The sequence below is a fragment of the Novosphingobium sp. FW305-C-111 genome (assembly GCF_058783565.1).
The window spans coordinates 1-15069 of the sequence record NZ_JBYSYP010000005.1; the positions used below are offsets into that span (position 1 = coordinate 1).

The following is a 15069-nucleotide window of genomic DNA, read 5'->3' on the forward strand; positions in this document are numbered from 1 at the left end:
TTCGGCGAACGTTTCATCAGAGCCATGGCGGCCTGATGATCAACCGCCCGGCCGCACACGGAAATCCTGACAGTCCCGGCAGGAACGAACGGCCTGATCACGACCCGCTTGGGATCAGGCCACAGCGACGGGCCAAGGTCGTTTACCAGCGTCAGATCCAGCAAATCGAGCGCTCCGCCTGGTAGGTTCGATGTCGGGTTAAATCCGCTTCAGGGGATTCGGTTTCGTGCTCGGCAATCGTCAGGCTCAGGCGTCCCCCGCGAGCATGCGGCGCGCTTCATGCTGCTTGTCAGCGAATACGGCCCGGACCTCATCTTCTTCTATCTCGATAGCTGCGTTCAGCATGTCGCCGAGAACCTTTCGGATCACATCTTCATCCCCGGGTTCCTCGAAGTCTGCCCTGACGACATCGCCGACATAGCTCTCGGTCTCACCATCGCTGAGTCCCATTCGGCTCGCAGCCCACTGGGCAAGGAGGCGGTCGCGGCGTGCCTGTATCCGAAACCTCAGTTCCTCGTCGCGTTCGAATTTCGCTTTCTTGCTGCGTTCACGATCTTGGAAGGTCGTCATGTACCGTTTCGTCCTCCAGATATCGAATAACCGAGTGCGAAGCTTCCTGCTTCCATGCATTCGCTTCAGCGACGTACCTGCGGATGTCTCTCAGTGAGCGTAATGCATCAAGCCTGTGCGAGTTTCGCAGACGCGGAGATCGTGAGGCCGTAAGCTCGCCTCAGAGGAAATTTTCCCTGACGTAATCGCGGAACATCTTAGCTAGCCACATATTCGGAGAGGACCTGCACCGATTTGTGTCGGCTGACCGCGCATCTTGAAGATGGTCGCGGCCTGATTCGCGCCCCGGTGGGGGAGCCTAAGCGTAGCGAGTGACCGGCGAAAAGCGTGGGTCGAGACCGGCATCCGGAGCACAGCGCTCGACCAGACGGACAACCGCGCGGTTCGACATCGGGTGCCTGGTCAATTTCTCCGCCGCAGCTAAGCCGGCGGAAGAGCGGCCCCTCCTTGTCCTGCCGCTGCCATCCACGCGAGGAGAAGAGCCTTTTGCTGAGGGCGCCGTTCCTCCGGGATCGCGATCACCGCGCCTTCGCTTCAGCGGCCTGTCGATGATGATAACCAATTGAGGCCATGCGCCAGCCAATGGTTAGGGCTTTGGCCCCGGCGCCGGCCTCCGCGGCGAGAAAGGTGGCGACGGCGCCTGGACTTACCGGCAGCTTCTTCTGCCGCGCTGATCGCACCAGGCGACGAAGATCCGCCAGTCGGATGCGTAAGCGCGCTGCGTCTCCGGCGACCGCGACGCCCGCGCATAGTAGGCCGCGCGCTCGATCTCGGCGCGCAGGAATCCGGGACCGCCGTTTCGCCACCGCTGCGGGCATGCCATTTCGGGACCGTGAAATGCCCCTCTCGAGGTCACTATTATGTCCGAGAATCACACTTATCGGACACAAGGTGGGCGAGTGGGCGGAGGTTCTACTTTGCCAGTGGTCAGGCGATCAGCCGTCGTTCGGCGGCTAAGCGCCGGATCGCCTTCTCGAGCTTCTCGAACGCACGAACCTCGATTTGCCGGACGCGCTCGCGGCTGACGTTATAGACGTGGCTCAGTTGCTCAAGGGTCTTGGGCTCGTCGATCAGTCTCCGCTCGGTGAAGATATGACGCTCGCGCTCGTTGAGGTCCTTCATGGCTTCGGTGAGCAGCTCGCGGCGAATGCGCGCCTCCTCATCCTCGGCGATGAGGTCGTCCTGGAGCGGCGCGTCGTCGCGAAGCGTGTCCTGCCATTGGCTGTCCCCGTCCTCGCCAAGGGGCACATTGAGCGATGCATCGCCGCCTGTCAGCATGCGGCGGTTCATCGCCACGACGTCCGCCTCAGTAACGCCGAGAGCCTTGGCGATCGTAGCGACGTCGGCCTGCTTGAGATCGGTGTCCGCGTAAGCCTCGAGGTTCTTCTTCATGCGCCGCAGATTGAAGAAGAGCTTCTTCTGGGCGGCGGTGGTGCCTATCTTGACCAGGCTCCAGCTGCGCAGGATGAATTCCTGGATCGAAGCCTTGATCCACCACATGGCGTATGTGGCGAGGCGGAAGCCCCGATCGGGATCGAATTTCTTGACGCCCTGCATCAGCCCGATGTTGCCTTCCGCGATGAGGTCGGCGACCGGCAGACCATAGCCCCGATACTGCATCGCGACCTTGGCGACGAGGCGGAGGTGGCTAGTGACGAGCTGGGCCGCGGCGTCGGTGTCGCCGTGCTCATGGAAGCGCTTGGCGAGCATGTACTCCTGCTCGGGCGACAGGATCGGAAATTTCCTGATCTCGGCCAGATAGCGGTTGAGGCCCTGGTCCGTGTCCAATGGAGGCAGCGTCGGGAGGTTGTTGCTCGCGTAGTCCAATTTTCCAAGATCCCGCTAGCCGTTCGTTCGCTCGGTCCCGCATGCCTTCGGCTGCGAGGGGCAGTCTAATCATAAATTCCCTGCGACCGATTCCGTTTCAGAGGAAGTGCGAGATGGGGTTGGTCGCGCCACCCCTTCCGGTCCGGACGGTCGAGGGGTTGGCGACTGCTTAACCTCGGGACCGATCAGGAATGCTTGCGATATGAATATATACGCCTCAGCCACCACCTTCCGAGGTGGTAGCGCCTGGTGGCAAGCCGCTCAGTGCCCGCCTCTACGACGAGCTTGCCATGCAGAGGCGCGACAGCTGGCGGCCTAGCTGCTCATTCATTCCGCGCTCGCGCTCGATTACGCGCTGGTCGTGATGATCGACGATAGCATACGCACCTTCAGCGCCTGCGGATCTCGTGATGAACGACGCTGCGCGGCAGACGAAGCCGAGTCGGTGTCCCGTTCGGAAAATCAGGACGCGCCCGCGGAGCCGGGAATGCCGGTGTTTGCCTCCGAGCGGCAGGCAGCGATCGACTCCTTCTTCGCGGCAATCCTAGCCGATGACCGACTTCACCCGCGCCGAAGTGCTGCTGCCCTCGGTCGAGATCGACGCGATCATACGCAACGCCCCGGCCGACGTGTCCGCTTCCAGGATGTTGCAGCGGGAGTGCTGCCTCCCGAGGGGCGAGGATGACCGAATGGCTCCGAACGTTCAATGCGGGACCGCTCGATGCAGGCCTGATGAATGTTCGCGGCGGCCGAATCCCTCAGAGCGTCCAAAATTTCGCCGAAAACTGAGGTTCATCATTGTGGCGCAGCAGGGCCGCTTGGAAATTAACGACGGCTTGGAGCCCGCGGCCGCGAACAGCATTTCCTTCAGCGCCTAGCCATTGAAGTCTCGTTTTCAAGGTTACGTGTATGGGTAAGGAAACCGGATTTCTCGAACTCGACCGCCACGATCGAAGCGCCGCGGATCCCAAGGACCGGGTGAAGCACTACAACGAATTCATCGTGCCGCTGCCCGAGTCCGAGCTGCGTGCCCAGGCTTCGCGATGCATGAACTGCGGCATTCCTTTTTGTCACGCCGGCTGCCCGGTCAACAACATGATCCCGGACTGGAACGATCTCGGCTACGAGGCCGACTGGAAAACGGCCCTGGACAACCTGCACTCGACCAACAATTTCCCCGAGATCACCGGCCGGGTCTGCCCGGCTCCCTGCGAGGCCGCTTGCACCCTCGACATCATCGACCAGCCGGTCACGATCAAGACGATCGAATGCGCAATCACCGACAAGGGCTGGGAAGCAGGCTGGATTGTGCCTCAAATCCCCGCCCGGCGCACCGGCAGGGCGGTGGCCGTGGTCGGATCGGGCCCAGCAGGTCTCGCTTGCGCGCAGCAGCTCGCGCGCGCCGGTCACAACGTCACCGTGTTCGAGAAGAACGATCGGATCGGGGGGCTGCTTCGCTATGGCATCCCCGACTTCAAGTTGGAAAAGCACCTGATAAACCGCCGGATGACCCAGATGTTGGAGGAAGGGGTCGAGTTTCGCACGTCGACAGAGGTCGGGCTCAACCTCTCGGTCAAATCGCTCAAAGAAAACTATGACGCGATCGTGCTCGCCGGCGGAGCCGAAGAGCCGCGCAGGCTCGCCATCCCTGGCGTGGAGCTGCCCAGCGTGCGGTTCGCGATGGAATTCCTGGTCCAGCAGAACAGGCGCAATGCTGGCGATGACGAGCTGCGGGCCGCGCCCAACGGCTCGCTTCTAGCAACCGGCAAGCATGTCGTGGTGATCGGCGGCGGCGACACCGGCTCGGACTGCGTTGGAACATCGAACCGTCAAGGGGCAGCCTCGGTCACGCAGATCGAGATCATGCCCAAACCGCCGGAGAAGGAGAACAAAGCGCTGAGCTGGCCCAACTGGCCCCTAAAGCTACGCACCTCCACCAGCCATGAGGAAGGCGTGACGCGCGAATGGGCGGTGCTGGCAAAGCGCGTCCTCGGCGACAAGGACGTGACGGGTCTGGAATGCGTGCGGCTCGAATGGGCGGAGGGCCGGATGCGCGAAGTGCCAGGCAGCGAATTCACCCTGAAAGCCGACCTCATCCTTCTCGCGATGGGCTTTGTTGGCCCGCACAGACAGGGTCTGCTCGATCAGGCAGGCGTCGCTTTCGACGGCCGCGGCAATGTCGCTGCGAGCGCGGTTGACTACCGGACGAGCGATCCCCGGATCTTTGCATGCGGCGACATGCGGCGGGGGCAGTCGCTGGTGGTCTGGGCGATCCGCGAAGGGCGCCAGGCCGCTCATGCCGTGGATGCCGCACTGATGGGAGTAAGCGATCTGCCGCGCTGACCGCCGCCGCGAGCCCGGCGGCTGCGCGTTCGCGCGAGATCGGCACACGCCTTGAGCATACCCAGCATGAAAGCGACCCCATAGGTTCGAACCGGATCGCCCAGGCCGACGTCAGAAGTCGACGGCGCGCGAGGGCGGCACCGGGCGGCTTCCGCGACCGTCTCGTTTCTTTTCTGAACGGGGCGCTGCCGGCGGCTATCGGCCTGGTTTTCGCCATCATGGTCCTTCTACCGCTTTGGCAACGCCGCGAGATCAGCTTCCTCGTCGATCGCAACAAAGTGCCTGTGGCCCACGAGCGCCTGCGGGTCGACGGGGCTTCGTATCGCGGACAGGACCGGCAAGGCCGCCTATTCGGCATTACGGCAGCGCGCGCGGTGCAAGCTTCCGCCGAGCGTGCAGTCGTGGAACTGACGAACCTGGCGGCGTGGATCGAGATTGCGGACGGCCCGGCCCGCATCTGGGCACCGGGGGGCTCGTACAATTTCGAGATCGACAAGATAGCCATTGGAGGACCGGTCCGGTTCGAAGCCGCCAATGGCTATCGCATGCTTACCGACTCCGTCGTGATCGACCTGACTACGCGTCGCGCCATCGGCAGCAGCGGTGTCGAGGGGCGATCTCCGGCAGGGACTTTCAGTGCCGAGCGCATGGTCGCGGTTCTCGACGAGCAGGTGATCGCCCTCGAGGGGAATGCCCAGCTGCACATGCTGCCCGGGGCGCTTGATGCATCTCGTCTGCCGCAGGCGAGTGCTCCCCCGAGCAGACAGCCGCCGGTCCACTTGGCCGCCGAGCGGATCGAAGTGCGAAACCGAAGCAAGCGCGTGGATCTTTGCGGCAATGTGAAGGTCACACAGGCAGCTGTGGCACTGCGAGCTAGATGTGCAACGGTTGCTTACAGCGATCGGCCAGCGCTGGACGTCCAGCGGATCACAGCCACCGGAAATGTGATCGTGACGCGTGGGAATGAAAGCGCGCGCGGCAACCAGGCCGTTTATGAATTGGATCGCCGGGTCATCATCTTGCAGGGCGACGTGGCGCTACGGCGAGGTGCCGACACACTCAAGAGCGGCAGTATTTCAATCGACCTGGCGAGGGACGTCGCCAGAGTCGAGGGAAGCGGCGGAAGAGGAGGGCGCGTGTCGGGTACCTTTTCCGTTCCAAGCGGATAGGGGATCATTCCGGGCCGGGAAAACGCCAGGTGGCGCGACCAGGCGCACCGCGGTGAGTCGCTCCGTGGCGTCCTCAAGAGCTTGTCGACGCCATACGCAGTTCGATGTAGCAGGTCGGCGACAGGGGAAGAGGCTTAGCCTCCCGTATTCCGGTCTCCGTGAGGTTCACATCCCACCAGCCGGCGAAGCGATTCTCGAGATTCCAGACTGACTGTCCGTGGGCGGATCAGCACAAGCTGGGGCATGACTACTCCGGACTATGCAGTGGCCATCGAGCAATTCTCAAGCGCGGCGCCCGCCAAGGCAGCGCCCGGCCTGACTGTATGGCAAAGCGCAACGTCGTGGGCCGCGGCTACTCGGTCCGAATGGGAATCTTGCGCGGACGGCTCCGTCTGGCGGTGAGCTTGCGGAGGCGGAATCCCAGCACAATGAGCAAGGTCCCGATCATGATGAAGGCGATGCCCAGCATCCAGGCGTACGACACCAGCGTGGCAGCGGGCTGCAATATCCAAAGCACCGGAATAGCGGCGCCGATGAGAATCAGAAGAATTCCGGAGGTCGCGAGCAGCCATTCACCGTTGATCTCCTTGCGAAGCCGGATCGCGGCCGAAAGCTCGGCTATTCCGCCCAGGAACGCCCAGGCGGCCAGGAGGATCGTCGACACCACGGCGTAGCTTACCGTCATCGGGAAGGGCCACAGGACAAAGAGTGCGCCGATGACGATGCCGAAGACGCCGCGAAGGATGAGGCTCCACCAGCGCCCGCCCTTCTTCCTGTCAGCCGTGAGGCCCGTCACGAGCGCGAGGATGCCGTCGATGAACGAATAGCCGGCAAAGACCAGGGTGAAAGCGAAGAGCGCGCTTATCGGGAAGAGCAAGCTCACCACGCCCAGGATGAGCGTCAGAACACCCCGCGCTACTGTCCATTGCCAGCTGAGGCGAGTTGGGCCTGCCAATTCGTCCGTTTCGGCCATATCGTTCGCCGCCGAGACTGCTCCACCATGCTGGACCATTGCTTCAACTCCCGCGCGTCTGCATGTCGGCCAGCCGCGCTATCCTCTCGCGCGCGACTAGCCGGTCAGCTGCTGCCACCAAAGGAGGGCTGCATTTCTGCCCGTGATGTGACATATGTCTCCTTACCTGCTAGCGCGCATCGACCTCAAGGACGGGTGTGCCGATGAACTTTGTGCCATGTGACGAATGTGCCCTGAGGCGGATGGCGCGCTTCAAACAGTTCACGCTTCCCGAGCTTGCCTTTGTCCGTAACCTCAAGTCGGGCCAGATCGATCTGCCTGCACGCCACACCATCATCCGACCGGGCCAGTTCGAAGGAGGGCTCTATACGCTCTATTCGGGCTGGGCCTTTCGCTATCGCCTGACCGAAACCGGGCAGCGGCAAATCGTCGACATTCTGCTTCCCGGCAGCACCATCGGCTTGCAGCAGCTGGTACTGGGCGCGTCGGACAGCGGGGTCGAGAGCCTGACTCCTGTGACCTTGTGTGTGCTTTCCGGCCGCACGCTCGACGATCTGTACGCTGAGTTTGGCGCTCTGACCGGAGCGATGGTGCTTGCTCTGCTCGAAGACGAACGGCGGGCCGATGCGCGGCTGGCGCTGATATCCAGAATGACCGCGCCGGAACGCCTTGCGTACTTCTTGTTGGAGCTGTTCGACCGTCTCCAGGCTCTTGGCATGGCAAGCGATGGCTGGTGCTACTTCCCATTGCAGCGCCGCCACCTCGCCGATCTGCTCGGTCTCTCCGACACTCATATCAGCCGCTCCATGCGCGAGCTCCGTCGGCGCGAGCTCGCGTCAATCTCTTTGAACGGCCTGAGGATTGTGGACAGGACCGGAATGAGCGCCTTCTCGGGATATTCGCTGCCCCAGACCCGCTCAGCACGTCTGTTGCTGTAGGGGGCAGCAGCGTAGGGGACTGCTGCTACAGCCATGGGTCGGGCTGGATCGTGGCGAGGGGCAGCTCGTCCAGTGTCTTGCGAATCTCAATCTCATGGACATGAACGTTCAGCGCACCATGTTTGCGCATGATCTCCTGCGCCTTCTTTTCCCGCGCTTCATCGCGAACCCGGACAAAAAGGACGAGGCCCCCGTTGCGCAGGTCCCATGCCAGAGTGTCGGGATCGGCATCTTTCGTCAGGATCTTGCGAACCTTTCCGGCGATCGCGGCGCCGGCCAGTCCGCCGCCAGCGCTGCCGGCGATCGCCGTCGCCAGCGCCCCGCCGGAGGCTAGGAGAGGCAGCCCCACGCCAAGGGCTCCAAACGCCACCAGCGTGCCGAACACCACTCCGGTGATCGTCGCGCGCTCATCCGGGGTGATGAGTTTGCGACGAGGCAGTTCGGGTACTTCCGCCAGCTGGATAGGGTCGGCGTAGATCCGCCCCAATTTTGCGCGAACCGTTTCTGGGCTCGCCATCAAATCTATATCGGCGTTGTCGAAGCCTGCCGATGTGAGCGCGCTCACCATGCTCTCGAGCAATGGCAGGTTCGAGACCGTCCCGACGACCTCGCGCACCCGCACGGTATCGACGACTTCGTGCTCCTGCGTCTTCGACACTCTTGTCCTCCAAAGCAGCGCCCGCCGCGGATGACCAAACGTGCGGAAGGATCCGCCCGGATAATCGCCTAGGAGGATAAAGATTCGATTGGCATGGACGCTGACATAGCTCAGGCAGGCATTGCGATTTCTCGCGTAAGTTGCATTTCCGAAGAGCCAAATGGATCGCTGCTCAGGTCGCAGTGTCGCTCGTCTGAAACTCCCGAAACAAACTTGGCTCGGGGATGTTCAACGGCTCGGCGGGCTAAATCTATGGCGTGCGGCGCCGCGCACCGGCCATGATCCCAGAGCTCCGCCGTGGCACTGTGCCGATCGTGAGGAGGAAACGTTGACCGAAAACGACGAATCTGTGGATGCCGACGCGAATAAGCCGCGAGCCGCTGCCGGAACTGAAAAGGACCCTAAGAACAAGACGGCGGACGACGAGCCGGCGCCGCCCGGTGGCCTTGATCCGGTCGAGGAGGCCGGCATCGAATCGTTTCCCGCGAGCGATCCGCCGAGCTGGATGCCCTAGCGGCAGTTTCCTTCGGCCGGCGCACTTTTGAGACCCGCTGGACTTGCGCGTCACCGGGCGAGCATTATCAGGAGCCAAACCGCCAAGGCAGCGCGCCGCGCATCGCCGCAGAAGATCTTCTCACCCGGCAGGCTCAGGCACGGAGATTCGATCGGTCAGGCTCGCTCGGCCAAGTCTCTCGAACACAGCCCATCCCACGCTGAAAGTGACGCCTAGCGGCGCGCGGAGCCTTGTAAGACGATCCGGCGAGAACGATCGGCCGTCAGCAACGTGGCGGCCGATCTCTGTCTATGGCGCCCGCTCGCCACCGATCGAGGCGACCCGGACGGTTACGATTTCGCGTTGATCGGAATGCGGCGGGTGCTCTCGATCACCTCGGCGGATTTGGGCAAGGTTATGGTCAGCACGCCCTTGTTGAAGGTGGCGGTCGCCTTGTCCTGCTCGACGCCGGCGGGCAGGCCGATCTGGCGTTCGAAGCGCCCGTAGGAGCGTTCCGAATAGCCACGCTCCTTGTCTTCGGTTTCCGACTTCTTTTCCCCGCGCACGGTCAGGACGCCCTCCTCAACGGAAACCTCGACGTCCTTCTCATCGAGCCCGGGCAGTTCAGCGGCAATGCGGACCTCCTTGTCAGTCTCGCTGAGCTCGAGCTTGGGCCAGCTGAGGCTGCCGCTTGCGCCGCCAAAGGCCGGAAGGTTCATGGACCGAAAGACGTCGTCGAAGACACGGTTCATCTCGCGGTGAAGCGCAAGGAAGGGATGGGTCGATGGTTGATCGCCCGACACGATCTCGCTGCGATCTTGCTGTCGCCCCCACGGAATCAAATCACGAATGGCCACGCAGTCTCTCCTTTCGTATCCGAATCGGATTGCTCGCGAGGCGTGCACAGGCACGTCTCTGATCTCCTCATCGTCCGGTTGGCGCTGCCCCGCTCTGACTTATCTCAGACGGTCGAGGGATGCGCTGGTGCTCTCTGGGGCAATCGGAGGAGACACGGCGGAAAAGAGGTAAGAGTGGCGACCCTCGGCAGGATTGGTCCCCAGGGGAAATCGCGCCACGGGGCGACCATTTTTCAGCAAGATTTTCAGTGCTTGAACGCCCCTTTTCGTCTTGAACTCGGAGGTCGTCTGCCTACATTTTTGCTAGCTGGACGCCACAATGGGTCCGGCTGGGACAAGAGGGCGTCGGCTCTCTATTCCGACCCCTCTCATGCCCAAATTGCTCAATGGAGGATTTGGCTATGAGGACTACGAACTATTTGGATCTGGCGCCCTACCGGCGCTCCACAGTGGGCTTCGACCGCCTGTTCGACTTCATGAACAGTGCCGGTTCGAATTCCGACGACGGATACCCTCCCTATGACATCGAACGGCTCGACGAGGATTCTTACCGGATCACGCTGGCCGTGGCGGGCTTCCGCCCTGACGAAATCGAGATCGTCGCTCAGCAGAATCTGATGACGATCTCGGGCAAGAAGGCCGAGGACGAAAAGCCCGACAAATTCATCCACCGCGGCATCGCGCGACGCTCCTTCGAGCGGCGCTTCCAGCTCGCTGACTTCGTGCAGGTCAAGACGGCCGAGTTCGCGAATGGCCTCCTCACCATCACGCTGCAGCGCGAGGTCCCGGAAGCCATGAAGCCCCGCAAGATCGAGATCGCCAGCAACCCGGCTGGATCGGGAAAGCAGCGCGCGACCGAAAACGCGGCTGCTTAAGTCTCGAAAGCGCTTTGCCGCTCGCCGTCCCGCATCGGCGCGGCGGCAAAGCCGTGTCGGAGGAGGATTGGGATATGCAAGTTGAACGCATAGCGGATTGCCAGCCCCTTTCATGCGCCGCCGAGCAGAAGGGGGTAGAGCGGCAGGCGCTGATGGGCGCCAACGACAACCAGGCCGCCGCAAAAGGAGCATCGCTCGACCGTTCGTTGGGGCGCTATGCGAGTTCTCTGCCTAACGATGCCGTCGCGATCATCGAGCCGTTCCCGCTCGCAACGAACCAGGGCGGGCGGGCTCGGCGCGGCGAGTGGCGGCTGCGCTTCCGTCCGCGCGAAAAGCCTGTCATTGATCCGCTGATGGGCTGGACGGGGAGTCGCGATCCGCTCACCCAGGTCGAACTGCGATTTGCAGATCGCGACGCTGCCGTGCGGTACTGCGAGCGTCTGGGCCTCACGTACGAAACGAGGGACCCACCGCGCTCGTCGAGCCGCGCGCCAGCCACGAAGCAAGCCTTCGAGCTCCAGCCGATACCGCCTCTCTGCTGCTGGCCGACCGGACCGCATGCGCTGTGCTGCGGCAATTATCCCGCACTAAAGCAGATGGAGGACGTTCATGCCTGACAATGCCTCACCGAAGGCCCGGGCGGTGCAGATCGGTACGGTTCTCGTCGCTATGGGTCTTTTCTTCACTCCGTGGCTGTTCGCGTTCGCTGAACATGGCATTGCGACTGGGAGCGTTTGGGCGCTGTCCGCGCTTTTCCTTCTCGTGGGGGCCGCGAACTCCGTCGGACCCGCCACCTGGACCCCGCTGGCGCTGCTCGTGCTTGGACTATGGGCCCTGATCGCGCCGGCGGTTCTAGGCTTCGGATTCGATATTCCGGCGGCCTTCCGCACTCACATTCTTGCCGCCGTGCTGGCATGGGTGGGCGCCATGGCGACGTTCCGTGACCGGGGCTGGGGCAACTATCTGCCCGGCTGAAGCCGCCGAGGCGACCTCATGGCCGCCTCGGCAGCCAGGCTTGATGGCAGGGCCGAAGAACTTGCCTCAGAGGAGGCCTTCCAATCTCGCCGCTTCTGCTGTTGGTGTCACGCCCTCGCGTGCGGCCCAGAAGAGGAAGCCGCGAGGCGATCGACCCAGCCTCGTAGCATTCCGAGATCCGCTATGCCGGAGTGCCGAAAAGCGACCTTGCCGCCCTGGAAGGCGAACAAGGCCGGTATACCCTGAACGCCAAATTCGTTCGCCAGCGCGGCGTTCGCATCCACGTTGACGAACCGTGCATGCGGTTCCAGCATTTGAGCTGCGCGGTCGAATGTCGGCGCCATGCTCCGGCAGGGCCCGCACCACGGCGCCCAAAAGTCCACGATCAGCGGCACGTCCGAGTTCGCCAGGTGCTTGTGGAACCGCGGCCCTTCAAGCTCGACCGGCCCACCCGAAAACAGCTTCTGATGGCAGCGGCCGCAACTTGCCTTCTGGGCGGGGCGATCGCCAGGAACCTTGTTGATCGCATCGCAGTGCGGACAAATGATTTTTCGCTGAACGGGCATTTTGCTCTCCTGGGGAAGGCCGGATCCCTCAAAGGGTCATGGCAGCGCTGGGCTGCCATGACCCTGTGTGGTCAGGCCGCCTGAGCTTGCGGTTGTTCGGCTGCCTGGCCGTTCTGAGGCACCAATCTGAGCTCACCATCCGCCTCTTCGACCCTGACGGTCGATCCATCAGGCACCACGCCGCGCAGAAGAAGCTCCGACAGTGGGTCCTGCAGGTACCTCTGAATGGCTCGCTTCAGCGGCCTCGCCCCGTAGACGGGATCATACCCGACGCGGCCGAGCCATGCCCGCGCTCCATCGGTCAGCTCGAGCCGGACCTTGCGATCCTTGAGCAGGCTCTGGATCCTCGCGACCTGAATGTCGACGATCGGCGCCATGTGCTCCTGGCTGAGGCGGTGGAACAGGATGATCTCGTCAAGCCGGTTCAGGAACTCCGGCCGGAAATGGGCACGAACGATCTCCATCACCTGCGGCTCGACGGACTCGACCTGCTGGTCATCGGTGAGATTCGAAAGGAACTGGCTGCCGAGGTTCGAGGTGAGGATGATGATAGTGTTGGCGAAATCGACCGTATGTCCCTGGCCATCGGTTAGCCGGCCGTCATCGAGAACCTGAAGCAGCACGTTGAAGACGTCGTTGTGCGCCTTTTCCACCTCGTCGAACAGCACCACCTGGTAGGGCCGCCGGCGAACCGCCTCTGTCAGCACGCCGCCTTCCTCGTAGCCGACATAGCCGGGCGGTGCGCCGATCAGGCGCGCGACCGAGTGCTTCTCCATGAACTCGGACATGTCGATTCGGACCATCGCCTGCGAATCGTCGAACAGGAACTCGGCCAGGGACTTGGTGAGCTCGGTCTTGCCGACGCCCGTCGGACCGAGGAACAGGAACGAGCCCATCGGTCTGTTCGGATCCTGCAGCCCGGCGCGGGCGCGGCGGATCGCGCGCGACACGGCTTGCACCGCCTGCTCCTGGCCAATTACGCGCTTCCCGATCTCGTCCTCCATGTGGAGCAACTTCTCGCGCTCGCCTTCGAGCATCTTGTCGACCGGAATACCCGTCCAGCGCGATACCACCGCGGCAATATCCTCGGCGGTCACTTCCTCGCGCAGCATCGCGCCCTGACTGGCCGCCTGAGCCTCCTCGAGCTGCTTTTCGAGTTGCGGGATGCGGCCGTAGGCAAGCTCGCCGGCCTTCGCGAGATCGCCCGACCGCTGCGCCTGATCGAGCTCCAGACGGGCCTGGTCGAGCTGCTCCTTGAGCTTCGCTTCCGACTGGATCTTCTCGCGCTCGGCCTGCCACCGCTGGGTCAGCTCTGCGGCCTGCTGCTCGAGCTGCGCCAGCTCGTGCTCGAGATGGCTCAGCCGGTCCTTAGATGCCGCGTCGCTCTCCTTCTTGAGCGCCTCGCGCTCGATCTTCATCTGAATGACGCGGCGATCGAGGATTTCGATCTCCTCGGGCTTGGATTCGACTTCCATGCGGATGCGGCTTGCCGCCTCGTCCATCAGGTCGATGGCCTTGTCGGGCAGGAATCGATCGCTGATGTAGCGATGGGAGAGCGTGGCGGACGCGACGATCGCCCCGTCCGTGATCCGCACGCCGTGGTGCAACTCATACTTCTCCTTGAGACCGCGCAGGATCGAGATCGTGTCCTCGACCGTCGGCTCGCCCACGAACACCGGTTGGAAACGCCGCTGCAAAGCCGCATCCTTCTCGACGTGCTTGCGATATTCATCGAGCGTGGTCGCGCCGATGCAATGCAGCTCGCCCCGAGCGAGCGCCGGCTTCAGGAGGTTGGAGGCATCCATAGCGCCTTCGCCCTTGCCAGCGCCGACCAGCGTGTGCATCTCGTCGATGAACAGGATGACCTCGCCTTTGGCTTGCTTTACCTCGTCGAGCACGCCCTTCAGTCGCTCCTCGAATTCGCCGCGATATTTGGCGCCCGCGATAAGCGCGCCCATGTCGAGCGCCATCAGCCGGCGATCCTTCAGCGAATCCGGGACGTCGCCGTTGGCGATCCGCAGCGCGAGGCCTTCCGCGATTGCCGTCTTCCCCACACCGGGATCGCCGATCAGCACCGGGTTGTTCTTCGTGCGGCGAGCGAGGATCTGGACAGTGCGCCGAATCTCCTCGTCTCGACCGATGACCGGGTCGAGTTTGCCGCCACGCGCAGCCTGGGTGAGGTCGCGCGCGAACTTCTTGAGGGCATCATACCGATCCTCGGCGCCCGGCGTATCGGCGGTACGACCGCCGCGCAGCTGCTCGATGGCGGCGTTCAGAGCATCGGCCTTCAATCCGGCACTCGCGAGCGCCTTGCCGGCCGCAGTGGTGGAGGCAAGCGTGAGCGCCAGGAGCAGCCGCTCCACGGTGACGTAGCTGTCGCCCGCCTTTTGAGCGATCTGCTCAGCCTGATCGAGGACCCGGACGGCATCGTTGTCGAGCCCGGGCGGTTGCTGCGCGCCCCCGCCCGAAACCTGCGGGTGCTTGCCAAGCGCGATATCCGTTTCACGCAGCGCCGCCCTGGCATCGCCACCCGACGCTTGGATGAGCCCCGACGCCATGCCCTGTTCGTCTTCAAGCAGCGCCTTCAGCAGATGCTCGGGGGCGATCCGCTGATGATTCATTCGGATCGCAACGGTTTGGGCCGATTGAAGGAAGCCCTTGGCGCGATCGGTGAACTTTTCAAGATTCATCGCTAGCTCCTTATCGATTCTTGATCTGTGCGTGTGCCTTTGCGCGAAGGCACAGCCAGACGCTGATCAAACACCACATTCGGCATCAGGTGCCCTAAACCGCTCCATAATTGAGAGGTGCGCCTCAAGGTTGGC

General features: G+C 63.0%; 15 protein-coding genes and 1 pseudogene. 8 read left to right on the forward strand and 8 right to left on the reverse strand.

Annotated features, from left to right (window positions below; all coding sequences use genetic code 11):
- Positions 1-246: 246 nt before the first annotated feature.
- The gene (locus AC3WLD_RS07125) at positions 247-570 is read right to left on the reverse strand and encodes a DUF1476 domain-containing protein (protein ID WP_492556255.1); all 324 of its coding nucleotides are present in this window, start codon (positions 568-570) and stop codon (positions 247-249) included.
- A gap of 927 nt (positions 571-1497) precedes the next feature.
- On the reverse strand, positions 1498-2358 hold the full coding sequence (gene rpoH, locus AC3WLD_RS07130) for an RNA polymerase sigma factor RpoH (RefSeq protein ID WP_492556256.1): 861 nt from the start codon (positions 2356-2358) through the stop codon (positions 1498-1500).
- A 590-nt stretch (positions 2359-2948) separates the two neighbouring features.
- Between rpoH and AC3WLD_RS07135 the strand changes: the two genes are divergently transcribed.
- The 3 genes from AC3WLD_RS07135 to AC3WLD_RS07145 all read left to right on the forward strand — a co-directional run bounded on the left by AC3WLD_RS07135 (position 2949) and on the right by AC3WLD_RS07145 (position 5909).
- Positions 2949-3275 (forward strand): hypothetical protein, encoded by a 327-nt coding sequence (locus tag AC3WLD_RS07135; RefSeq protein WP_492556257.1) that lies wholly within the window; start codon positions 2949-2951, stop codon positions 3273-3275.
- A 31-nt stretch (positions 3276-3306) separates the two neighbouring features.
- A complete protein-coding gene (locus AC3WLD_RS07140) occupies positions 3307-4740 on the forward strand; it encodes a glutamate synthase subunit beta (protein WP_492556258.1) in 1434 nt (477 codons plus the stop codon).
- 218 nt (positions 4741-4958) lie between these two features.
- Positions 4959-5909: an LptA/OstA family protein gene (locus AC3WLD_RS07145; protein WP_492556259.1), complete on the forward strand. Its 951-nt coding sequence runs from the start codon at positions 4959-4961 to the stop codon at positions 5907-5909.
- A gap of 133 nt (positions 5910-6042) precedes the next feature.
- On the opposite strand, the pseudogene AC3WLD_RS07150 reads toward AC3WLD_RS07145, so the two are convergent.
- Positions 6043-6154: pseudogene (locus AC3WLD_RS07150) on the reverse strand (histidine phosphatase family protein); the annotation flags it as partial.
- Positions 6155-6261: 107 nt separating this feature from the next.
- Positions 6262-6921, reverse strand: a complete 660-nt coding sequence (locus AC3WLD_RS07155; RefSeq protein ID WP_492556260.1) for an HdeD family acid-resistance protein — start codon at positions 6919-6921, stop codon at positions 6262-6264.
- A 203-nt stretch (positions 6922-7124) separates the two neighbouring features.
- Between AC3WLD_RS07155 and AC3WLD_RS07160 the strand changes: the two genes are divergently transcribed.
- On the forward strand, positions 7125-7820 hold the full coding sequence (locus tag AC3WLD_RS07160; RefSeq protein ID WP_492556261.1) for a Crp/Fnr family transcriptional regulator: 696 nt from the start codon (positions 7125-7127) through the stop codon (positions 7818-7820).
- Between the two features lie 25 nt (positions 7821-7845).
- On the opposite strand, the gene AC3WLD_RS07165 is transcribed toward AC3WLD_RS07160, so the two are convergent.
- Entirely contained in the window at positions 7846-8478 is a 633-nt protein-coding gene (locus AC3WLD_RS07165; RefSeq protein WP_492556262.1) for a hypothetical protein, read from the reverse strand.
- 328 nt (positions 8479-8806) lie between these two features.
- Between AC3WLD_RS07165 and AC3WLD_RS07170 the strand changes: the two genes are divergently transcribed.
- Entirely contained in the window at positions 8807-8992 is a 186-nt protein-coding gene (locus AC3WLD_RS07170; protein ID WP_066211525.1) for a hypothetical protein, read from the forward strand.
- 329 nt (positions 8993-9321) lie between these two features.
- Here the strand turns inward: AC3WLD_RS07170 and AC3WLD_RS07175 are convergent, their stop codons facing one another.
- Entirely contained in the window at positions 9322-9882 is a 561-nt protein-coding gene (locus AC3WLD_RS07175; protein WP_492556263.1) for an Hsp20/alpha crystallin family protein, read from the reverse strand.
- Positions 9883-10229: 347 nt separating this feature from the next.
- On the opposite strand from AC3WLD_RS07175, the gene AC3WLD_RS07180 reads away from it, so the two are divergent.
- From AC3WLD_RS07180 to AC3WLD_RS07190, 3 genes are read left to right on the forward strand one after another with little or no spacing between them, the layout of a single operon-like run.
- Complete coding sequence (locus AC3WLD_RS07180) at positions 10230-10703, forward strand: Hsp20 family protein (RefSeq protein ID WP_492556498.1); 474 nt, start codon at positions 10230-10232, stop codon at positions 10701-10703.
- Positions 10704-10756: 53 nt separating this feature from the next.
- Complete coding sequence (locus AC3WLD_RS07185; protein ID WP_492556264.1) at positions 10757-11320, forward strand: NADH dehydrogenase ubiquinone Fe-S protein 4; 564 nt, start codon at positions 10757-10759, stop codon at positions 11318-11320.
- Positions 11313-11678 (forward strand): SPW repeat domain-containing protein, encoded by a 366-nt coding sequence (locus AC3WLD_RS07190; protein WP_492556265.1) that lies wholly within the window; start codon positions 11313-11315, stop codon positions 11676-11678. Before AC3WLD_RS07185 ends, AC3WLD_RS07190 begins: the two co-directional genes overlap by 8 nt.
- A gap of 107 nt (positions 11679-11785) precedes the next feature.
- Here AC3WLD_RS07190 and AC3WLD_RS07195 read toward each other — a convergent pair whose 3' ends face one another.
- Together AC3WLD_RS07195 and clpB are read right to left on the reverse strand one after the other, a co-directional pair.
- Positions 11786-12244 (reverse strand): thioredoxin family protein, encoded by a 459-nt coding sequence (locus tag AC3WLD_RS07195; RefSeq protein WP_492556266.1) that lies wholly within the window; start codon positions 12242-12244, stop codon positions 11786-11788.
- A gap of 71 nt (positions 12245-12315) precedes the next feature.
- Entirely contained in the window at positions 12316-14934 is a 2619-nt protein-coding gene (clpB, locus tag AC3WLD_RS07200) for an ATP-dependent chaperone ClpB (protein ID WP_492556267.1), read from the reverse strand.
- Positions 14935-15069: the final 135 nt, after the last annotated feature.